The sequence below is a fragment of the Streptomyces sp. NPDC056527 genome (assembly GCF_042794475.1).
Lineage (GTDB): Bacteria > Actinomycetota > Actinomycetes > Streptomycetales > Streptomycetaceae > Streptomyces.
On sequence record NZ_JBHTTQ010000024.1, the window covers coordinates 37,815 to 58,748 of the forward strand.

Annotated in this window: 15 protein-coding genes; 12 read left to right on the forward strand and 3 right to left on the reverse strand. The window is 71.4% G+C overall.

The features are described from left to right. Positions 1–408 precede the first annotated feature (408 nt). From ACFQ7Q_RS15125 to ACFQ7Q_RS15140, 4 genes are read left to right on the forward strand one after another with little or no spacing between them, the layout of a single operon-like run. The gene (locus ACFQ7Q_RS15125) at positions 409–2,112 is read left to right on the forward strand and encodes a hypothetical protein (protein ID WP_383554451.1); all 1,704 of its coding nucleotides are present in this window, start codon (positions 409–411) and stop codon (positions 2,110–2,112) included. 18 nt (positions 2,113–2,130) lie between these two features. Next, positions 2,131–3,900, forward strand: coding sequence for an FHA domain-containing protein (locus ACFQ7Q_RS15130; protein WP_383554453.1), 1,770 nt, complete (start codon positions 2,131–2,133; stop codon positions 3,898–3,900). Next, a complete protein-coding gene (locus ACFQ7Q_RS15135; protein WP_383554455.1) occupies positions 3,897–5,531 on the forward strand; it encodes a serine/threonine-protein kinase in 1,635 nt (544 codons plus the stop codon). The genes ACFQ7Q_RS15130 and ACFQ7Q_RS15135 overlap by 4 nt, the downstream gene beginning before the upstream one ends. A 32-nt stretch (positions 5,532–5,563) precedes the next feature. Next, positions 5,564–7,381 carry a hypothetical protein gene (locus ACFQ7Q_RS15140; protein ID WP_383554458.1) on the forward strand — a complete coding sequence of 606 codons (1,818 nt, stop codon included), beginning with the start codon at positions 5,564–5,566 and terminating at the stop codon, positions 7,379–7,381. A 469-nt stretch (positions 7,382–7,850) separates the two neighbouring features. Here ACFQ7Q_RS15140 and ACFQ7Q_RS15145 read toward each other — a convergent pair whose 3' ends face one another. Both ACFQ7Q_RS15145 and ACFQ7Q_RS15150 read right to left on the reverse strand, forming a co-directional pair. After that, complete coding sequence (locus ACFQ7Q_RS15145; protein WP_383554461.1) at positions 7,851–8,996, reverse strand: ABC transporter substrate-binding protein; 1,146 nt, start codon at positions 8,994–8,996, stop codon at positions 7,851–7,853. 122 nt (positions 8,997–9,118) lie between these two features. Further along, positions 9,119–11,785 carry a SpoIIE family protein phosphatase gene (locus ACFQ7Q_RS15150; RefSeq protein ID WP_383554464.1) on the reverse strand — a complete coding sequence of 889 codons (2,667 nt, stop codon included), beginning with the start codon at positions 11,783–11,785 and terminating at the stop codon, positions 9,119–9,121. Positions 11,786–12,093: 308 nt separating this feature from the next. Between ACFQ7Q_RS15150 and ACFQ7Q_RS15155 the strand changes: the two genes are divergently transcribed. Beyond that, positions 12,094–13,266, forward strand: coding sequence for a PP2C family protein-serine/threonine phosphatase (locus ACFQ7Q_RS15155; protein WP_383554467.1), 1,173 nt, complete (start codon positions 12,094–12,096; stop codon positions 13,264–13,266). A 124-nt stretch (positions 13,267–13,390) separates the two neighbouring features. Here the strand turns inward: ACFQ7Q_RS15155 and ACFQ7Q_RS15160 are convergent, their stop codons facing one another. Then, positions 13,391–14,068 carry a helix-turn-helix transcriptional regulator gene (locus ACFQ7Q_RS15160; RefSeq protein ID WP_383554542.1) on the reverse strand — a complete coding sequence of 226 codons (678 nt, stop codon included), beginning with the start codon at positions 14,066–14,068 and terminating at the stop codon, positions 13,391–13,393. A gap of 83 nt (positions 14,069–14,151) precedes the next feature. On the opposite strand from ACFQ7Q_RS15160, the gene ACFQ7Q_RS15165 reads away from it, so the two are divergent. The 7 genes from ACFQ7Q_RS15165 (at position 14,152) to ACFQ7Q_RS15195 (ending at position 20,708) form a co-directional block, all read left to right on the forward strand. After that, entirely contained in the window at positions 14,152–14,586 is a 435-nt protein-coding gene (locus ACFQ7Q_RS15165) for a hypothetical protein (protein ID WP_383554469.1), read from the forward strand. A 177-nt stretch (positions 14,587–14,763) separates the two neighbouring features. Continuing rightward, on the forward strand, positions 14,764–15,681 hold the full coding sequence (locus ACFQ7Q_RS15170) for a trehalase-like domain-containing protein (protein ID WP_383554472.1): 918 nt from the start codon (positions 14,764–14,766) through the stop codon (positions 15,679–15,681). After that, positions 15,678–16,547: an arpA protein gene (locus ACFQ7Q_RS15175; protein ID WP_383554474.1), complete on the forward strand. Its 870-nt coding sequence runs from the start codon at positions 15,678–15,680 to the stop codon at positions 16,545–16,547. Before ACFQ7Q_RS15170 ends, ACFQ7Q_RS15175 begins: the two co-directional genes overlap by 4 nt. A 61-nt stretch (positions 16,548–16,608) precedes the next feature. Further along, positions 16,609–17,454 carry a class I SAM-dependent methyltransferase gene (locus ACFQ7Q_RS15180; protein ID WP_187621306.1) on the forward strand — a complete coding sequence of 282 codons (846 nt, stop codon included), beginning with the start codon at positions 16,609–16,611 and terminating at the stop codon, positions 17,452–17,454. 20 nt (positions 17,455–17,474) lie between these two features. Further along, positions 17,475–19,280 carry a choline/carnitine O-acyltransferase gene (locus ACFQ7Q_RS15185; protein WP_383554477.1) on the forward strand — a complete coding sequence of 602 codons (1,806 nt, stop codon included), beginning with the start codon at positions 17,475–17,477 and terminating at the stop codon, positions 19,278–19,280. 321 nt (positions 19,281–19,601) lie between these two features. After that, positions 19,602–20,027, forward strand: coding sequence for an aspartate 1-decarboxylase (gene panD, locus ACFQ7Q_RS15190; protein WP_383554480.1), 426 nt, complete (start codon positions 19,602–19,604; stop codon positions 20,025–20,027). Between the two features lie 42 nt (positions 20,028–20,069). Next, entirely contained in the window at positions 20,070–20,708 is a 639-nt protein-coding gene (locus tag ACFQ7Q_RS15195) for an aspartate/glutamate racemase family protein (RefSeq protein ID WP_383554483.1), read from the forward strand. Positions 20,709–20,934 lie beyond the last annotated feature (226 nt).

A 20,934-nucleotide genomic window follows, 5' to 3' on the forward strand; every position in this document is an offset into this window, starting at 1 on the left:
CTCCTCGTCGCCCTCGTCGCGGGCCTTACCGGACGCCGGCTCCGGTGTCACTCTGCTTGCCTGTGCAAACGTGACGGACACCACGGAGAGCCACGCGTGTACACCTTGGCCGGAACTCGTCTCAGGCGAGGTGTCCAGCGCTTTGCGTCTGCATGGCGCACGAAGTCCGGAAAGCGGTGCTGACCTCTGACAGAAGGGACTGGATCACCTGGTCGATGAGCACCGCGGGCCTTGCGGGGGTCGGGCATTCGCCCCTATAAGGGTCCTGCAGGCATCGGTTGGGATGGCCGGAAAGGCATCCATGCCGCCGACCAGGGGGACCCTCCACTTTCCCGCCGGGATCAACACAGCGTGCGCAGACGACGGAGAACGTGAGGGGCCATGACCAACAACGCCTATCGTGATGCCATGACCCGCCTGGCGGTCGACCCCGCCTTCGCGGCCGAACTCGATGGCGACATCGAAGAGGTGGCACGAAGACTCGGGCTGACGCCCGAGCAGGTCACCGAGCTGCGTCGGCTCCGCGTGGACTCCAGCACGGCCGACGGGCCGGCCACCCTCGACGCGCGGCTGTCCAAGTCGTCGCTCTTCTTCGGTAACGCGGCACACGCCCTGGCGCACCACGACGTGTCCCCCGACCCCGCTGTAGTCGACGCCGGGGCGCAGGATACCGCGGCCGCCGACAGCACGGCGCCGCACGTGGACACGGCCGACGCGGGCGACGCCCGGGACCTGACCGGCGACATCGACGCCGCAACGGACGACTTCCGCAGTCTGCTCGGTGATGCGCTCGGCAACACGTCCTTCGGTGACGGGGGCTCCTTGTTGGGCGACCTCGGCAACCCGGGCGGCGACCTCGGCGGCGCGGGCGATTTCGGCAACCCGGGCGACTTCGGGGACTTCGGGGACTTCGGAGACGCCGAGGGTTTCGGCGACCACGGTCCCGGCGGCCTGGGCGTTGACGGGCCGGGTGGCTTCGGTGACGGTGGCAGCGACCTTGGTGGCCCTGGCGGTGACTTCGGCGGAGGATTCGGCGACGGCCACGGTGACGGGTTCGGAGGTGGCTTCGGGGGCCACGGCGGCGGAGACAGCGATGGCTTCGGCGGCATCGGCGGCCCCGGCCACGGCGGTGGCGACGGATTCGGCGGCGGCTTCGGTGGCGGCGATGAAGGCGGCTTCGGAGGTGGCCTGGGAGGGGGTCTCGGGGGCCACGGCGGCGGAGACAGCGATGGCTTCGGCGGCATCGGCGGCCCCGGCCACGGCGGTGGCGGCGGATTCGGCGGCGGGTCCGAAGGCGGTTTTGGCGGTGAAGGCGGCGGCCCCGATGGCTTCGGGCACGGCGGCGTCTATGAACGCGGCGAAGGCGGTGACTCCGGCGGGAGCGGCGGTAACAGCGGCGGTGGCAACGGCGGAGGTGACTCCGGCGGTGGCAACAGCGGTGGTGGCGGTGACTCCGGCGGGAGCGGCGGCAACAGCGGCGGCAGCCAGGAGAACGAGCGCCGACCCGGCCACGGCGGCGGGAACAACGGCGGAAACGGTGGCGGGGGCAACGGCGGAGGTGACTCGGGCGGAGGCAACGGCGGAGGTGACTCCGGCGGTGGCAACAGCGGTGGTGGTGGCGACTCCGGGGGGAGCGGGGGTAACAGCGGCGGCAGCCAGGAGAACGAGCGCCGGCCCGGCCACGGCCCCAACGCCCCCGGCGGCGACTCCGGCAACGGCGGCGGGAACAACGGCGGAAACGGTGGCGGGGGCAACGGCGGAGGTGACTCGGGCGGAGGCAACGGCGGTGGCGACACCGGTGGGGGCGACACCGGTGGTGGCGGTGACTCCGGCGGGAGCGGCGGTAACAGCGGCGGCAGCCAGGAGAACGAGCGCCGACCCGGCCACGGCCCCAGCACCCCCGGCGACGGTGGGGACGACGGCGGTGAAGGGGGCGGTCGCGGCGGCGGTCACGCGGACACCCCCGCCCCCGACTCCGACGGGACGGGTGGCGGAGTGTTCCGTCCGGGCGCTTCGGGCTTCGACCGCCTCGGCAGCCACCTCCACTCGTCGGGACCCGGCAACGCCGCACCCGGCGGCCGGTCCGGCGGTTCGTTCCTCACCGGTTCCTGAGACGGCGGACCGACCGGAATGCTCTGCCACGCCTGTCGCGTCCACGTACGGCGCGACTTCCCCTACTGCCTGCGCTGCGGCACGCTCCGCCGCGGCGCGGCGCCGACGTCGTTCGCCGCGCCCCAGTTGCGCGGCGTCGACGACCCCGCCCTCCTCGTACCGCTGACCGGTCAGGTCACCACCCTCGGCCGGGGCGCCGACAACGACGTCGTCCTGTCCGACGGCAGTGTGTCGCGCCGTCATGCCCGGGTTGTCCGTGACGGGTCGGGCTTCCGGATCGAGGACCTGGACTCGTTCAACGGCATCGCCGTCGCCGGAGTGAACCTGCACGGAGGGTCGACGCGGCTCGCCGACGGCGTCGAGCTGTCCGTCGGCGACGTCCGCATGGTGTTCGAGCAGCCGCGCGACGCCCGGATCGGCTCCCGCACCATGGTCGTCGGCACCCAGCTCACCGAACTGCCCGCCGCCGTCCCCGAGGAGGAGGTGCCGGAGGCGACCGGCCCGCTCACCGCGCGGCCGCGCCGCCGCAGCGGGTGGGCGCTCAAGCAGGTGCCCGCGGACGGCGGTGCCGAACCGCATTCGGTGCTGAGCAACACGCGTACCGGCGTGTACCTTCAGCTGGACGAGCGCGAGGTGTTCCTGTGGAACGCCATCGACGGCGACGCCACCGTACGGGACCTGCTGTTCGCCTATGCCGACCGTTTCGGTGAGCTGGCGCTGCCACGGATCGAGGCCGCCCTCGCGGCATTCGCGGGAGCGGGTCTCCTGCGCGGTCTGCCGGGGCAGAAGGACGAGGAGGAGACCAAGGGCTGGCGCCGGTTCTGGCGGGCGGTGTACCGGGCCCTGCTCAAACTGGAGGTGTCCGTACCCGGCCTCGACGGCGCCGTGACCCGGCTCTACGGCGGCTTCGGCTGGCGGTTCTTCACCCGTACGGGAGTGACGCTGACCTGGTTGTCGGTGGTCGGCGGCCTCGTGGCGTTCTTCGGCGTGGCGCAGGGGCGGCAGCACCTGCTGGACTTCGGCGGAGCCGGGGTCTGGGGCCCGGTGACGCTGGCCGCCGGGTACATCTCGGCCCTGGTGGTGCACGAGCTGGCACACGCGCTTGCGGTGAAGTCGTACGGCCGGAAGGTCCGGCGCGGCGGCTTCATGATCATGATGGGGATGCCGTTCGCGTTCGTGGACACGAGCGACATGTGGTTCGGTTCCCGCTGGTCGCGGGTCGTGGTGGCGCTGTCGGGCCCGATCTCCACCGCGGCCCTGGCGGGCTGGTGCGCCGTGGGCGCGGCGTACCTGCCGGTCGGACCGGTCTCCGCCACGCTCTTCCACATGGCCTTCGGGCTGTATCTGAACACCCTGTACAACTTCAATCCGCTGATGCCGCTGGACGGCTATCAGGCGCTGACCGACGCGCTGCGCTTGCCACGCCTGCGTGAGGAGGCGAGCGCCTACTTCCGCAAGGGGCTCTGGAAGGACCTGCGGGCGGGCCGTCGGCCCGCGGCGCGTCAGGCGGGCATGGCCGCGTACGGCCTTGCGGTGATCGTCGGTACGTACGGCTTCCTCGTACTCGCCCTGCTGGCCTGGCGCTCCCGGCTCGGGGAATGGCTCCAGGGACGGGTGGACGCGCCGTGGGATTCGGTGATCGTGGCCGTGGTCGTCGGCCTGGTGGCGTTCCCCGTATGGGCGGCCCCGGTCCGGTGGCTGATACGAGTGGTGAAGCGGCGTCGCGCGGAGGGCGGACGGCGTCCGGCGCGGTTGGTTGACGGCGCGGCCGTGGAGGGGGCGGCATGAGGGACGTACAGGATGCTCCGTACCGTGACGGCGGCTGGGCCGTGCCCGGCTACGTCGCCGTCCGCACGCTCGGCGAAGGTGCCGGGGGCCGCGTCGTACTGGCGCGGCACGAGGCGACGCGCGTACCCGTGGCGATCAAGTACCTGAGCGAGCGGCTCCACTCCGACCAGGAGTTCCTGGCCCGCTTCCGCGCCGAAGCACGGCTGCTCGGCGAACTGCGGCACCCGTGCGTGGTGCGGCTGTACGAGTATGTGGAGGCCCGCCTGGGCGCCGCCATCGTCATGGAGGCGGTGGACGGGGTAAGCCTCCGCGAACTGCTGCGCGCGCACCGGGCCACGGGCCCGGAGGCGGCTCTGGTCCTGCTCAAGGGCTCGCTCCTCGGGCTCGGCGCGGCCCACACGGCCGGGGTGGTACACCGCGACTACAAGCCGGAGAACGTGCTGGTCCGCAGCGACGGTTCGAGCACGCTCGCCGACTTCGGCATCGCCGTACGTACCGGCCGCGAGACGGAGGCCGCCGGCACGCCCGCCTACATGGCTCCCGAGCAGTGGGACGGCGAGCCCGCGGGGCCCGCGAGCGACGTGTACGCCGCGGCAGCAGTGTTCTTCGAGTGCCTCACCGGCCGGCGGCCGTTCCGCGGCGACGACGTGACGGCCCTGCGGCTCCAGCACCTGCGAGCGCCCGTGGCCGTGGACGACGTACCCGAGCCGGTACGCGACCTGGTGCGCAGGGGCATGGCGAAGGACCCGGCGGAGCGGCCCGGCATCGACGCGTTCCTCGCCGACCTCGAACGCACCGCCACCGACGCGTACGGAGCGGACTGGGAGGAGCGGGGACGCCGCAGAGTCGCCGAACTCACCACCCTGCTGGCCTTGTTGTTCCCGTTCGCGACGACGTCGGCCGTCTTCGAGGCCACACCGGCGCTGACTCTACTCGGGCGGCTCAAGCCCCACATCTGGAAGGCGGCCGTCGGGGTGGCCGGGCTCGCGGTGGTCGCCGGAGGGGTGACGGTCGTGACAGCCCGTACGCCCGACACAACGACGACGACCGCCACTTCTGTACCGTCCTCGACTTTCGCCTCCGGCTCGCCTTCCGGTCCTTCCTCATCCCTCGCCCCCTCGCCGAGTGCGACCACGCCGACACCGACCGGATCACCGTCCCGCACCGCCTCGGCCGACCCCTCGCCGAGCGCCTCCCCGACCGACAACTCCACGGGCACCACTCCCCCCGTGACCACCACCCCTCCCTCAGGCGGCAAACCCGGACCAGCCCCCTCGACCCCCGCTCCGCCCCCGACGGCGAGTTCCCCCGTACCGCCGACACCGGGCACGATCACCATCGCCATCGCCTCCTTGCGCCGGGGACCGAACAGCACGCTGATCGCCGACGTGACCGTCCGTACCACGGGCACCGGGACTCTGACGCTCACCGCGGACTACTACGCCAACACGCCCGCCGAACCCCACGGTTCGCAGAGCCGGCGGCTGTCGGGCGGCACGGAGTACTCCGTCACCTTCACGGGCGACTTCTCGAACCACCCGTGCAGAGGCACCTGGAACATCGCCGTCAGCAGCAGCCCGCAGTCCGCGAGCGGACGTCAGACGGCCTCCGCGGACGCGCCCCCGTGCTGAGCGACAGCGACCACCGAGGAGAACAGAACGCGATGACGACGCCTGCGGCATCTGCGACATCGGCGACGCCCGCTACCGTCGCCGGGCGTGCTCTGTCGGACTGGTCACGTGACGGGCGGTTCGGCACCTGGCACGCCCTGCTGCCCGGCCCCGCCGGCGATCCGCCGCTCGGCGTGCTGCGGATCGACCGCGCCCTGCTCGCTCCCGAGGATGCACGATCACGCCTTGCGGCCGCGGTGGTCGCCGTGGCGAAGCTCCGGCTGCCGGGTGTGCCGGCCACGGTCGACCTGGTGGAGGAAGCCGGGGACGTGTGGCTGATCGTCGCCCGCCCGCCGTCTTCCACGGTCGCCGATGTCCTGAGCGCCAACCGTGCACAGGCGGATGCGGGCAGCGTGGCGAGCATCCTCAACGAGACCGCGCAGACACTGCTCGCCCTGCACGCGGCGGGGCTCGCCCACGGATCGCTCACGTCGGACAACGTCGTACTCGCCCCGGACGGCACCGCCCTGCTCGCCGAGGTGGCGCTGAGCATGGCACTGTCCGGCACGCCGACGGCCTCCGCGTGTCACGACGACATCACCGCGTGGGCGGCTCTCGCCCGTAGGCTCGGCAACGCCTGGACAGCGGTCGGCACCGAGGCAGCGGACCTGTTCGCCCGCTGCTCCTCCACCGCCGAGTCCGACGGCCTCGGAGCCGCCCGCGCGACCCTCGTCTCGGGGCGCGCGGCACTTCCCGCGGACTTCCTGCGCCGGACCGCGCTGCGCGCGGCGGCAGCCGCCGCCTTGACCGACCTCACCGTGTCGCCGGCCCACCGCGACACGCCGGGCCGTGACGCAACCGGGCCGCAGGTGACGGGCGGCGGGGCGGCGGGCTCCGAGGCCGTCGGCCCGAAGGCGGCGGGCCGGGGAGCGATGGGCGCCGACGCGAGCGACCGAGGAGAGGCGCCCGCGCCGGAGGCGACGGGCCGCACGGCTGTGAACCGCGAGGCGCCCGGCCCGGTGACGCCCGGCTCCGAGGCCCCTGGCCCGGAGGCGAAGCACGGCGAGACGGGGGACCGTGAGCCGGGGGACGGCGCCACGACCAGCCCCGCCACGACCGGCATCGAGGCGACCAGCCCCGCCATGACCAGCCCCGCCGCGACCGGCATCGAGGCGACCAGCCTTGACACGACCGACCCCGCCGCTACCGGCACCGAGGGGACCGACCTTGAGGCCACCGCCCTCGGCCGCCGTGGTCGGGCTTCGCGGTCCGCCGCTGCCACCGACGAGCAGGCGACCGTCCTCGGCAAGAGGAATCGCCGTCCCGGATCGTTTCCTGCCCCGGCGCCCGCCGGAGTCGGCGACCGCGACATTCTGCTGCGCTTCGGCCCCGGAGTTCCCCGCGGCGAGCAGGAAGGCCTCCGCGCCGTGTGGCCGGTTGCCGCGCCCGTCCCCAGACGCCGTCGCCTTCGCCGACGGCGAGCCGGTCGGCTCGGGGCGGCCGCGGTGCTGACCGCGCTCGCCGTCGTGCTGTGGCTGCTGCTGCGCCCGACGTCCGGCCCGACTGTCGCCACGGTCGAAGTCAAAGCACCCACGCAGCGGTTGAGCTGCGGCCAGACAGCCGACCTGATCGGCATCATGACCACCGACGGTAGTGGCGGGCCGATCACCTACCGCTGGCTGCGCAGCGACGGGCAGGAGTCAGGTGAGCTGACCCACACAGTCCGCCGCGGCGACCACAAGGTCACCGTCCATCTCCAATGGACGGTCCGCGGCCCCGGCCTGTTCCGGGGTACCGCCCGGCTCCAGGTCCTGGGCCCCGCAGGCTCACCGATCGAGGGCGAGGGCACCTTCAGCTACTCCTGCGTATGAGGCGAGGGCGGAGAAGGATCTGCGCGGCCATGACGAGAAGCTCGGCCGGCTCCATGGGGTCGCGCACGGCGCGGACACGCTGGGCCGGTTCGGTTGCCACTCCGAGGTGGGCCGGCGCGGATGCCGGACATCGCAGCCGCGCGACCGACGGCTCCTGCCGGTCACGTATTCGACCAGTTGGAGGACGGCCGCCTGGGCGGGGCGGTCGCCCGCATCCTCACTCGACCCGACATGGGCGAACGCGACGTGACTACGCGATCGCCGCCCGCCTCGGAGCCGAGCGCTGAGTCGACACCGGACGCACACCACCGCGAGGCGGTCAGGGGCCGTCTCGCCGAGGTCCTCGATCTCATCGCCAAACGGTGAGCATGGCCTGCAGTTTGGGCCGGGCGGCAGCCGCGAGTGCTGTGGCCACCGGTGTGAGGCCCGGACGGGCGGGCGCACGCCCGGCCAGGACCGCCCCCGGTCCTCAGCCTGGGACTGCCTCGGCCCAGCCGCGGTTGACGGTCTCTCTCGCCTTCTCTGTCTGTGCCTCTGTCGGAAACGTCGGCGTGCCCTCGACCGTCGGCAGTTTCTCCGCGGCGGCCTTGTCGAGTGTGCCGTCCTTCTCCATGGCGTCCATGAGGACGGGGCGCGCATAGGCGCCGAGCCGGATGTTCTGGCCTTCCGGGCTGAAGACGTACTCCTGCCACAGACGTGCCGCCGCGGGGTGCGGGGCGTCCTTGTTCACCGCGTGCGCGTAGTACTGGGCGAAGCTGCCGTCGAAGGGGATGGCGGTCCGCCAGTCGACGTCCACGCCCTTCTCGCGGAATTCGTCGGCGTATCCGAGGTTGAGGAAGTCCCAGTCGATGCTGATCGGGGTCCGGCCGTTCGCGATCGTGGCCGGGGTGGATTCGACGGGGATGAAGTTGCCGTTTCTGCTGAGCTCGGCGAAGAAGTCGATACCGGGCTGGATGTCGTCGAAGGAACCCCCGTTTGCCAGGGCCGCCGCATACACGCCGGCGAAGGCGGAACCGGATTTGGTGGGGTCGCCGTTGAGCGTGACCTGACCCTTGTACTCGGGCTTGCGCAGATCAGCGAAGGTCGAGGGGCAGGTCTTGACGCGTTTGGCGTCACAGCCGATCGAGATGTAGCCGCCGTAGTTGTTGTACCAGCGGGCCTTCGGGTCCTTCTGTTCCTTGGGGATCTGGTCGTACGGGGCGACCTCGTACGGAGCGAGCAGACCCTGCCGGGCCGCGGACTGCGCGAACGAGCTCCCCACGTCGATCACGTCGGGGGCGCGGCCTTCGCCCCTGCGCTCCTTCAGAGCGTTGATCTCGTCCTGGCTGGTACCTTCCGGGTTCTCCACCAAGACCTTGATCCCGTACTTCTTCTCGAAGCCGTCGATCAGTGCGCCGTAGTTGGCCCAGTCGCTCGGGAGCGCGATCGTGTTGAGCGAGCCCTCCTTCTTCGCCGCCGCGGTCAGTGCGGCCGTGCCGCCCGCGTCCGCGGCGGAGGTGGCCACCGAGGGTGCTCTGGGTGCGGCGGTGGGTGTCTCTCCGCAGGCGCCGAGCGGCGCCGCCGCGAAGGCCAGGCAGACGGCGACGGCGGCTGTCCGGAGACGAGGTGCGGGCACAAAGGCTCCATAACGGGCGGTCGCGTACTGATCGAGACCAGCGTACGTTCGGTGGCCTCGGCAGCGCAGATCCAGCCGGTGGTGCCAGCTGCCTTCCCTGCGGCTGCCGAACCGGCGCGTTCTCAGAACGCCTCGTCGTCCCAGTCGGCCAGGAACGCATCCCCCAGATCCATCACGGGCGGTGCGGCCCCGTCGTGGAGGGCCTGCTCGCTCCAAATGATCTTGCCTCGAGCGGTGTAGCGGGTGCCCCAGCGCTCGGCGAACTGCGCGACGAGGAACAGGCCGCGGCCGCCCTCGTCGGTGGCCTCGGCCCGGCGCAGGTGCGGGGAGGTGCTGGACCCGTCGGAGACCTCGCAGATCAGGCTGCGGTCGTACAGCAGCCTCACCCGGATGGGCTCGGTGCCGTAGCGGATGGCGTTGGTCACCAGTTCGCTGAGGATGAGTTCCGTGGTGAAGGCGATGTCCTCGAGGCCCCAGTCCGCCAGTCGGCGGGCGCAGGCGTTGCGCACTGGGGACACCGCCGCGGGGTCGGGGGATACGTCCCACTCGGCGATCCGCGCGGGGTCCAGCCGGCGGGTGCGCGCCACCAGCAGCGCGACGTCGTCGCTGGGCCTGGTGGGCAGCATCGCGTCGATCACCACGGTGCAGGTTTCCTCCGGGGTGCGCCCGGGCCCGGCCAGAGCGGCGCGTAGCGCTGCAAGGCCCGCGTCCGGATCGCGGTCGCGGCTCTCGATCAGCCCGTCGGTGAACAGTGCCAGCCGGGAGCCTTCGGGCAGGGTGATCGTCATGGTCTCCATGGGCAGGCCCTCGCCCAGGCCCAGCGGCGGGGAGACCGGCACCTCGGGGAAGGACACGGTGCCGTCGGGACGGACCAGAGCGGGGCCCGGATGGCCGGCGGTGGCGGCCGCTACCTGCCCCGAGACGGGATCGTAGATGGCGCACAGGCAGGTGGCTCCGGTGATCCCCTGCCATTCCTGCTCGTCGGCGTCGATGTGGGTGACCAGCTCGTCCAGGTGGCTCAGGAGCTCGTCCGGAGGCAGGTCGAGGGTGGAGAAGTTGTACACGGCGGTGCGCAGGCGGCCCATGGTGGCGGCGGCGTGCAGGCCGTGGCCGACGACGTCGCCGACCACCAGGGCCACCCGGGCGCCCGGCAGCGGGATGACGTCGAACCAGTCACCGCCCACCCCGGCCTGGGCGGCCAGATAGCGGTGTGCGACCTCGACGGCGGACTGCTCCGGCACGCCGCGGGGCAGCAGGCTGCGCTGCAGGGTGACGGCCATGGTGTGCTCGCGGGTGTAGCGGCGGGCATTGTCGACGGACAGGGCCGCCCGGGCGGTCAGCTCCTCGGCGAAGGACACGTCCTCCTCGTCGAAGGGCGGGGAGTCCTGCCCCCGCCAGTAGCCGGCCATCCCCAGCACCACACCCCGGGCCCGCAGGGGTACGGCGATCAGGGAGTGGATGCCGCGCTCCAGGATCCGCACGGCGTTGGCCGGGTCCTGGGCCCGCCAGCCGCGGGTGGCGCGCAGGTCCGCCTCCAGGACCCCGTGGCCGCCGGCCAGCCCGGCGGCCATGGGACTGGTGGGAACGAACCGGATCAGCTTGCCGACGGGGTAGAGGGGGTGGGCGCCCTGAAGGCCGACGGCGGCGGTGCGGCGCATCTCGGTGCTCGCTTCGGGCGGCTCCTCGCCGCGCAGCACCGGTTCCAGGAGGTCGACCGTGACCACGTCGGCGAACCGCGGGACCGCCACCTCCGCCAGTTCCTCCGAGGTGCGCTCCACGTTCAGCGTCGTTCCGACCTGCATCCCCGCGTCGTAGAGCAACTTCAGCCGCTCGCGGGCCACCTCGGCCCTGCCCGTGAGTGCCCGCAGCTCGGTGGTGTCCCGCAGCGTGACGACGGTCCCGGCCTGCCCGTAGGGGGCGGTGGGCCGGACGTTCACCGCCAGCAGCCGATCGGCCGCCATGTGCAGCTCGTCGGTCGCGGAACGGCCCGATGCGATCGGCTCGGCGATCCCCTCCTCCAGACCCAGGTCCGTAATGGGGCGTCCTTCCGCGTCCGCCGGCAGATCCAGCAGCCGCCGCGCCTCGTCATTGGCCAGCAGCAGCCGTCCGCCGTCGCCGACGATCAGTACGCCCTCCCGCACCGCGTGCAGCACCGCGTCGTGGTGCTCGTACATCCTCGTCATCTCGGCCGGTCCCAGGCCATGCGTCCGGCGCAGCAGCCGACGGCTCACCAGAGCCGTCCCGCCCGCGGAGAGGGCGAGCACCGCGGCTGCGCTGCCGAGGACGACCGGCAGCTGCCGGTTCACCATGCTCTGGACGTTCTGGACCGTGACCGGGGAGGAGACGATGGCGATGACGGAGCCGGAGGGGTCCTTGACGGGGACCACCGAGACCACGGACCGCCCCAGGGACCCCTCGAACGTCTCGGTGAAGGACTTGCCGGCCGCAGCCTTGGAGAAGGGGCCGACGACGTGCTTCCCGATCTGTTCCGGGTCGCTGTGGGTGAGGGTGACCCCGTCGAGCGAGTACACGTTGATGCCGTCGACCCCGGCGATCTTCCGGGCCGCCTCGGCGCTCGGCTGTAGCACCGCGCTCGGATGGGGGCTGCGCAGGGCCGCGACGATTCCCGGAGATTCGGCGAACGTTCCGGCGGCGGCGAGCGTACGGTGCCGGGCGTCCAGCATGCCTGCGCTCCGGGCCTGCACCACGAGCGCCACCACCGCGGCGGCGACGAGAAGGACTACGACGGCCAGCTGCACAAGGAACACCTCGCCGGCCACGCTGCGCACGCTCAGCAGGGAGGACAGACGCCGCGCCCTTCCCTTGGGGGGCGGGGGGTGCTCCTGACGCTCCTGGTGGTGTCCTGAGCGAGGACGCCGAGGGGGAGAGGAAGAGCTCGTGGTCCAGCCGAGCAGCCGACGCCGGAAATGTTCAAGTAGGTTGCTCATACTCCATTTTCTAACCTCTATGGGTCGTAGGCAGCGGGGAGCGACGGTCGCCGAGCAGGAGCGATCACCGGTTCCGGCAGCGACCGGACGCCCACGGGACCGGTGAACCGGAGTGGCGGCCATGCGTCCGGGCGAGGCAGGCTGTACTCATGAGAGCGCCTTTGCGCTCGCCCCCGGGACCGGGAGCTGACGGCCACCACCAGGTCCTTTTCGCCCTCGCGGAGTGCCTGCCCTTCGCGGTCGCCCTGCTGGTGCTCCTCGTCGAGCTCACGCCGGCGCACGTCGTGTACACCGGACCCCTGCTGGTGGCGACACCCGCTCTGGCAGCGGTGACGATGGGTCCCAAGGGCACGCTCGCGGCGACGGGAGTGGCCGTCGGCGTCAGCGTGACCACCGCCACCTACAACCATGCCTGGGGCGGTCAGCAGGTCTACACGAACTTCCTCGCCCTGTTCCTGGTCTCGGTGGCGAGCTTCATGATGAGCCGCACCGCGCGCACGCGCCGAGAGAAAGAGCTCAACCAGGTCCGCCGGATCGCCACGGCCGCCCAGGAGGTCCTGCTGCGGCCCGTGCCGGCCCAGCTGGGCCCCGTAAGGGCAGCCAGCATGTACCTGGCGGCTGAGACGGGCGCGCAGATCGGCGGCGATCTGTACGACGCGGTCCAGACCCGGTACGGGGTCCGGATGATCGTCGGGGATGTCCGGGGCAAGGGACTGCCCGCCGTACGGGCCGCCGCGGTCGTGCTGAGCGCATTCCGGGAGTCCGTGCACTACGAGGACGACCTGGTGGAGGTCGTCAACCACTGCGAAGCGGCCCTGCGGCGGGACGCCGCGGTCGCGGGCGTGGCCGGCAGTGACGACGCCCTTCTCGAGGGATTCGTCACCGCGCTCGTCGCCCAGATCCCGGACAACCCCCACGTTGAGGTGATCAACCGAGGCCATCCGCCGCCGCTGCTGCTGCGCAACGGCACGGTCCGGTCCTTGATGCCCACCGCCCCCTTGCCGCCGTTGGGTCTCGAGGAATTCATCAGCGGTCCTCCCGGGCGGATGGACAGCTATCCGTTCGCACCGGGGGACCGGCTGCTGTTGTGCACCGACGGCGTCATCGAGGCCCGCGACCGGGACAGCACCTTCTTCGACTTGCCCGAGGCCATGGTGGCCATGCGGGAACACACCCGGCAGGCGTTCCTGGAGGGCCTGCGCCAGGCATTGGTCCGCCACACTCAGGGCCGCCTGGCGGACGATGTGGCGGTCATCCTTCTCGACCGGCGCGAAGACGAGGGGCTCGGGTCGACCGGAGGCCCGGCCCAGGGTCCGCGGTAGGCCCCGTCGTCACGTCAAGCCCGACTGTGGCAGGTGGGCCGGAACCGGCTGCCGCGCCGATGACCGTTTCGGCCGCGGCGGAATGGGCCGCCGGCACGGCAGCCCGACCGACTTCTCGGTCTGATCAGGCGGCCTGCCGCAGTCGGACGCAGCATCGTCCGGGGCTGGGTGCCAGGCATGCCTCGAGTCCTGCCTCGTCCAGACCGCTGAGGACACCGCGCAGCAGGTGGAGGTTCATGCCGCAGACCGTCTGGGTGTGTTCCTGGGCCAGCGCGTGGAAGGGGCAGTTGGCCAGAACGATGGCATCGTCCTCGCGGCGTGGCTCGAAGCCGTACCGATCCAGCAGCTCGAAGACGTCCGTCTTGCTCTGTTCGCCCAGTTGCGTGCCGAGTTCTTCGGCCTTGCGGTGCAACACCTGGCGCACTGGCTCACCGGTCGCGTCGGATTCCTCCACGGCTTGGGCGAGCAGCCGGCCGGCCAGCTCGTAGCGGCGGTCCGGCAGGTTGACGGCGACCTGCTTCGTCGAGCGGCGGTAGAGCTTGGCCGGCCTTCCGGCGCCCGGGCCGGAGCGTCCGCTGCGGCGCTCGTAGATGACGTCGAGCAGTGATTCGTCGGCGAGCCGGTCCAGGTGGAACGCGGCGGTCTTCCGGGCCAGTCCGAGGGTGGCGGCTGCCTCGTCCCGGCTGACGGGGCTCGACTGGCGCACGACGTGGTCGTACAGCCTCCTGCGGGTCGGCTCGTCGAGGGCGGCGATGGCGGAGACGTCGGGGTCGCGCACTTCCTTCGGGGTGTCCACGAACACCAGTGTAAAACCCACGGCCATTGACTAAAGAGCGAGAGGGGGCTTCTATAGGAAATGAACCTTGCCGATAGAAGGAGAGGGACATGTCCTCCGTAACCACAAGCACCAGCGCCACCTCCCGGCGGCGGGCGGCGCTGGCCGACCCCGGCTACCAGGCGTTCGTGATCCTGCGTATCGGCTTCACGGTGGCGCCGATCGTGTTCGGGCTGGACAAGTTCACCAACCTGCTCGTGGACTGGCCCATCTACCTCGCGCCGTGGATCGACGGCATCGTTCCCGGCAGCGCCCAGGCGGCCATGTACGCGGTGGGTGCGATCGAGATCGTGGCCGGTGTCACCGTGGCGCTGGCTCCCCGATTCGGGGGCTGGCTGGTGGCCGGCTGGCTGGCCGGCATCATCGTCAACCTGCTGACCATCCCGGGCCACTACGACGTCGCCCTGCGCGACTTCGGACTGCTCCTCGGCGCCGTCGCGCTCGCCCGGCTCGCCCAGCGCTACCACACCGAGCAGCAGCGGTGAACAGGCGCGGAGCGCACTGAATCCACCCGGCGGGTGGAGCCTCACGGAACCACCCGCCCGCGCCGGGCCTCCTCGGATCGCCTGGAATCCTTCTCAGCCGGGTGCGAGAGCGATGGAGCGGGCCCGATGAGTGGTGAAGCCGTGTGAACGTCTCCCAGAGCCGATCACCATCGCCCGGTGGTATCGCGGAGCGATGGCTACGTTCCGCTGCGCGACTACGCAGTGATCGGCGATGGCCGCGCCGCGGCGCTGGTCGCCCGCGACGGGTCGGTGGACTGGCTCGGACTGCCGGATCTGGACTCGCCCTCGGTGTTCGGTGCCGTGCTCGACGCCGACCGGGGCGGCCGGTTCCTCCTCGAACCGGCGGTGCACTACCGCGGCGAACGCCGCTATCTGCCCGGCACGAACGTCCTGGAGACGACTTTCGTCACCCCGCAGGGCACTGCGCGGGTCACCGACGCGCTGACCTTGCACGACGAGGGCGCGCTCGCCCCGATGTGCGAGCTGCAACGGCGTATCGACGACGAATCGGGGGCCGTGCCGATGCGGTGGAGGGTGCGGCCTCGATTCGGCTACGGGGCCCGTGCAACGCGGTTGGCCCGGCGCGCGGGTGCGCCGGTGGCGACAGCCGGTCCGGGTGCTGATGGTGCCGGCGGTGGCTGCCGCGCATGGTGCGGACTCAGCGCCCGGCAGGTCCGCGCGTACCTCTCCGCCGCCGAACCCCCACACCGCGGACATCACCCGCGCCTTCTGGGGCGGCCTGCCATGGCGGAGGACTGTCCACCGCCCGACTGCTCCCCGAGCACGGCAGCCGACATCGTCCGGGTCGGCTGGGACGACGTGACGCCGCTCGACGCCGCCGGGGCCCAAGGCGCCGACGACGTCGTCCGGGGCTGCGCGAGCAGGGCGCGGCGTCGAGGGAGGACCGGCGCTCCGCCCAATGACACCCCAGGGTTCAGTGGGGCGTGTCACAGACAATCCGGCGGCGATGTGCGAGCTTCAACTCAGTTACTAGTCAGTTCAGTTACTGAAGAGCCGAGGTGGGGGCAGGACACCTCGGAACGGTCTGCCCGCCACGTGGAGAGGATCGAGTGAGCTCTTTGGAAGCCGCAACACTGGACCAGGTCGTCGACACCGCCCGCTACCCCCTGTCGGAACTCGACAGCGCCGAGGGCCGCGCAGTGGTGTCCCGTGCCCGGCGTGAACTGTCCGCCCTCGGCTGCACCGTGCTGCCCGACTTCATCCGTCCGTCACTGCGCGACACGCTGAGCCGCGAGTGCTCGACCATCGCGTCCCGGGCGCACTTCGACACCGAAACGGTCAACGTCTACAACATCGCCGTGGACGCGGATCTGCCGGACGACCATCCGGGCCGGAAGACCTTCGAGCGCGGCAACGCCTTCGTCGCCCGGGACCGCATCCCCGACGACGCCGTCATCAGCCGGCTCTACTCCGACGAACTGTTCCACCGCTTCGTCGCACTGTGCTTCGGACTTCCTGAGCTCTACGAACTCGCGGACCCGCTCTCCGGGCTCGTCCTCAACGTCGTGGCGCCGGACAGGGAACACCCCTGGCACTTCGACACCAACGAGTACACGGTCAGCATGCTCACCCAACAGGCCGAGTTCGGCGGTGACTTCGAATACTGCCCGGGCATCCGGTCCGCGCACGACGAGAGATTCGACGACGTCCGGGCCGTGCTCGAAGGCCGGGGCGGGGCACTCGTCCGCAGCCTCCCCCTGCAATCGGGTGACCTGCAGCTGTTCAAGGGCCGCTACTCGCTGCACCGGGTCAGCCCCGTCCGGGGCGGCGTCGCACGCCACTCTGCGATCTTCGCCTACAGCGAGCGCCCCGGCGTCGTCGGCAGCGTGGCCCGCACCAGGCAGCTCTTCGGCCGCGTACTGCCCGAGCATCTGGCGGCCGAGGGCCGGGCCGTCCGGGGCGACGCGCTGCTGGACTGACCGACCCACCGACCGGCACAGCCGCCGCCCCCCACTCTGCGATCGACGAGGAGTAAGCCCTGTGCGTTTCGACGCGACCGGGAAAGTCACGCTCGACCACATCTACACACAGCCCGATCCCCGGGCCTACTTCCGCCTGCTGCGCCCCCTCGGCTACTGCGTTCCACAGCAGGCGAAGCCCTACTTCGCGAAGCTCGTGAAGGAGTACCGGGAGGCCCTGCACGTCACCGTGCCCCACATCGTGGACATCGGCTGCTCGTACGGAATCAACGCCGCACTGCTCAAGTACGACGTGACCATGGACGAGCTCTACGCCCGCTACGACGACGAGGGCCTCGACGGGAAGAGCCGCGAAGCCCTGCTCGTCCGCGACCGGAAGCTGTCCCGCTCGCACCAGCCCGCCCAGCGCATCCGTTTCACCGGCCTCGACACCTCCCATCACGCACTGTCCTACGCGCACGAGGCCGGGTTCCTCGACGACGCGGTGCACGCCGACCTGGAGGCGAACGAGCCCACGCCGCGACAGCGCGCCCAGCTCGCCGGGGCAGACCTGGTGATCTCGACCGGCTGCCTCGGCTACGTCACCGAGCGGACACTCGTACGGATCGTCGAGGCGCAGGGCCCCCGGCGGCCCTGGATGGCGCACTTCGTGCTGCGAATGTTCCCCTTCGACCCCGTGGAGCAGGCACTGGGAGGACTGGGCTACCGCACGATCCGCGTCGACGAGGTGTTCAAACAGCGCCGTTTCGCCTCCCCGCAGGAACAGGCGCTCGTGCTCGAGAGCATGTCGGCCGCCGGAGTGGATGCGAGGGGCCTCGAAACGGAAGGCTGGCTCTACGCACAGCTCTATCTTTCCCGCCCGCACGACACCCCAGGTATCGACGATCCGAATCGAGAGCAGAATTGAAGACCAGTCAGGATGCTGTGGTGAACGCGACCTTCGCCCGGGAGGCCGACCTGCCGCGGGTGCCGCTGCCCACCCTGGAAGCCAGCTGCGAGAAATTCCTCGCCTGGTGCGCGCCGCTGCTGACGCCGGACGAGCGGGCGGCGACCGAGGCGGAGGTGGCCGCCTTCCTCCGACCCGGTGGCCCCGGCCGGGTCCTGCACGCGGCGCTGGAGGAGTACGACGCCACGGAGGGTGTGCACAGCTGGCTCGACACCTTCTGGCCCTACCGCTACCTGGGCCGCCGGGACCGGATCGCTCTGAACGCCAACTTCTTCTTCTTGTTCAGGGACACGGGCCGCCCTCAGGTGGAGCGGGCGGCCGGGCTCATCGCGGGGGCCCTCGACCACAAGCGGCAGCTCGACGACGGGCTCATCGCGCCAGTGGTGCAGCGCGGAGCACACCAGTCGATGGTGCAGAACAAGTTCTTGTTCTCCACCACCAGAATCCCCGGCGCACAGCAGGACACCGTCCGCGCCCCGTACACCGACGCCTGGCCTGGTCCGTCCGACGCCCCTCACATCGTGGTGTTCTTCCGTGGCCGGATCTTCCGGCTCGACGTCATCGGTCCCGACGGCGTCCCGCACGCCCTGGACGAACTCGAGGCGGGGCTTCGCGCGGTGATGAACGCGGGCGACGAGCGAGCCGGCGAGGACACGTCGGTGGGTCACCTGACCACCATGGCTCGTGCCGAATGGGCCGCAGCCCGGGCCTCTCTCGTCGCCGTCCACCCAGGTAACGCCGACGCGCTCGACACCGTCGAGACCGCACTGTTCTGCGTCTGTCTGGAGGACTTCGCACCGGAGAGCACTCAGGACGCCTGCGACCAGTTGCTGTACGGCGACCGCGGCAACCGGTGGTTCGACAAGGCCGTGTCGTTCGTCGTCTTCGCCGACGGGCGCGCCGGCATCAACGTCGAGCACTGCGAGCTGGACGGCACCACCATCCTCAGCTTCACCGACGCCCTGCTCACGAGCCCCGCCGAGGAGTTCTCACGCCGGTCCGGGGCCCGCTCTCAGGGACAGCCCGTACTGGAGCCGGTCGTGTTCGCGCTCGACGACGCGCTGCGCACGCAGGTGCGCGCCGCCGCCGACGCATTCGCCGCGTACGGGCGGAACACCGCGACCAGCACCGTGTCCTTCGAGGACTTCGGCAGCAGTGCGGCCAAGGCGCTGGGGGTTTCGCCGGACGCGTTCGTCCAGGTCGCCTATCAGCTGGCCCACCAGCGGGCGAAGGGCCGGCTCGGTGCGACGTACGAATCGATCGCGACGCGGCAGTACCAGCACGGGCGGACGGAGGCGATGCGCGTCGTCACCCCCGAGATGCTCGCGTTCGTCGCCGCGATGGACGACCCGTCGACGGACACCAACCTTCGGCACGTCGCTTTCCGTGCCGCCGCCGACGCCCATGTGGCGCGTGCGAAGGAGAGCCAGGCCGGCCAGGTGCCCGAGCAGCACCTGTGGGAGCTGGAGCTGATCCAGCGCCGCCGGGGGGCGGAGCTCGGGGTGCACGAGCAGCCCTCCGTGTACCGAACGCCGGGCTGGCTGACGATGCGGGACGACTACCTGAGCACCAGCTCCGCGCCGTCGGCCAACATCCAGTTCTTCGGCTTCGGCTCCACGAGCAGCCGGTGCATCGGTGTCGCGTACGTGCTGTTGCCCGAGCGCTTCAACATCTACCTGAGCACCCCGCTGCCGGTCGCCGACCAGATGCACGCCTTCGCCGGCCACCTCCGCGAGGCGGTTGCCGAACTGCGCGAACTGCTGACGTCCGTGCGGTCCGAGGACTGACCGGCGCACGGAACGGACCGTCGGCCGTGCCCTCCGGGGGGAAGGGCACGGCCGACACCGACGTTGGCCTACTCGGCGATCGCATCGCGTATCCCTATGGGTGGTCGGGTACTCGCTGTTGCCTGGTGTGGAGAACGTGCCGAGCGCAAAGACGCGCGTGCTCGTGCGAGTGGCGTGGCGTCCGAAAGGTCGGCAACGGGTCAGTGTGAGTCCTGAAACACCGGACAGCAGCTGACCGCACATGCGAAACGATGTAGCCTCCCAAGACCGCCTTTGACCTGCAGGAAGCAGGCAGGGAGCAGACATTTCGGGAGTTTCTTCATGTTCCGGACAATGTTCAAGTCCAAGATCCACCGGGCCACCGTGACCCAGGCCGATCTGCACTACGTCGGCTCCGTCACCGTCGACGCCGACCTCATGGAGGCGGCCGATCTGCTGCCCGGGGAGCTCGTGCACATCGTCGACATCGACAACGGCGCGCGGCTGGAGACCTACGTCATAGAGGGCGAGCGGGGGTCCGGGGTGATCGGCATCAACGGGGCGGCCGCCCATCTGGTCCACCCCGGCGATCTGGTGATCCTCATCAGCTACGCCCAGGTCGAGGACGCCGAGGCACGCGCGCTCGTGCCGCGTGTGGTGCACGTGGACGCGGACAACCGGATCATCGAGCTCGGGGCCGACGCCTCCGCGCCGGTCCCCGGGAGCGACACGCTGCGCAGCCCGCACGCCGTGCCGGCGGGTGCCTGAACCGAACGAGCGAGACGCATCGCACGGCCACCGGGAGCTCTGGTGACACTCGCCCTGCTGCACACCTCCGCCGCTCACGTGCCCGTGTTCGACGGGCTGCGCGACCGGCACCACCCGGAACTCGGCCTGCGTCACCTCGTCGTCGAGGAACTGCTCGAACGGGCCCGGGTCGAGGGGCCGCAAGCCGTGGCCGGCGCCGTCCGTGATGCCCTCGCCGAGGCCGTCGCGGACGGCGCCCGCGCCGTGCTCTGCACCTGCTCGACCATCGGCGGCGTCGCCGAACGGAGCGCCGCCGAACTGGGCGTGCCCGTCCTGCGGGTGGACCGGCCGATGGCCGCCGAGGCGGTCGCATCGGACCGGATCGTGGTGGTGGCGACGGTGGAGTCCACCCTCGCGCCCACGCTCGACCTGCTCCGCGAGGAGTCGGGGGACAGGACCTCGTTCGTCACGACGCTCGTCGTGGACGGCGCCTGGGAGCGGTTCGAGGCCGGTGACCGGGACGGCTATCTCGACACGATCGCGGCGGCCTTGGACCGTATCCCCGCCGACGGGGGTGTCGTCGTCCTCGCCCAGGCGTCCATGGCGGACGCCGCCGAGCGGACCACGACCCCGCTGCCCGTCCTCTCCAGCCCTCGCCTCGGCCTCGCCGCCGCGGCCACGGCGGTGCGCCGACACGGATGAATGGCCCCGGCGGGCGCGGGCACACGCTCCAGGAGAGCCTGGAGCCGTACGGCCCCGTCGACCGAGAGGCCCGTCATGACCCACCCGTACCCCGACCCGGTACCGCCCTCTCCGATCCCGCCACCGGGGCCGGTGCCGTCACCGCCGACACCGGTGCCGGAACCGCCTCCCGTGCCGCCCCCGAACCCGGTTCCGGAGCCCCCGGGACCCGCTCCCGTACCGGGAC

What these genes read in the sequence shown, in the direction of transcription:
- ACFQ7Q_RS15125 (WP_383554451.1), top strand. Translation starts at nt 409, where the DNA reads ATGACCCGCCTGGCGGTCGACCCCGCCTTCGCGGCCGAACTCGATGGC.
- ACFQ7Q_RS15130 (WP_383554453.1), top strand. Translation starts at nt 2,131, where the DNA reads ATGCTCTGCCACGCCTGTCGCGTCCACGTACGGCGCGACTTCCCCTAC.
- ACFQ7Q_RS15135 (WP_383554455.1), top strand. Translation starts at nt 3,897, where the DNA reads ATGAGGGACGTACAGGATGCTCCGTACCGTGACGGCGGCTGGGCCGTG.
- ACFQ7Q_RS15140 (WP_383554458.1), top strand. Translation starts at nt 5,564, where the DNA reads ATGACGACGCCTGCGGCATCTGCGACATCGGCGACGCCCGCTACCGTC.
- ACFQ7Q_RS15155 (WP_383554467.1), top strand. Translation starts at nt 12,094, where the DNA reads ATGAGAGCGCCTTTGCGCTCGCCCCCGGGACCGGGAGCTGACGGCCAC.
- ACFQ7Q_RS15165 (WP_383554469.1), top strand. Translation starts at nt 14,152, where the DNA reads ATGTCCTCCGTAACCACAAGCACCAGCGCCACCTCCCGGCGGCGGGCG.
- panD (WP_383554480.1), top strand. Translation starts at nt 19,602, where the DNA reads ATGTTCCGGACAATGTTCAAGTCCAAGATCCACCGGGCCACCGTGACC.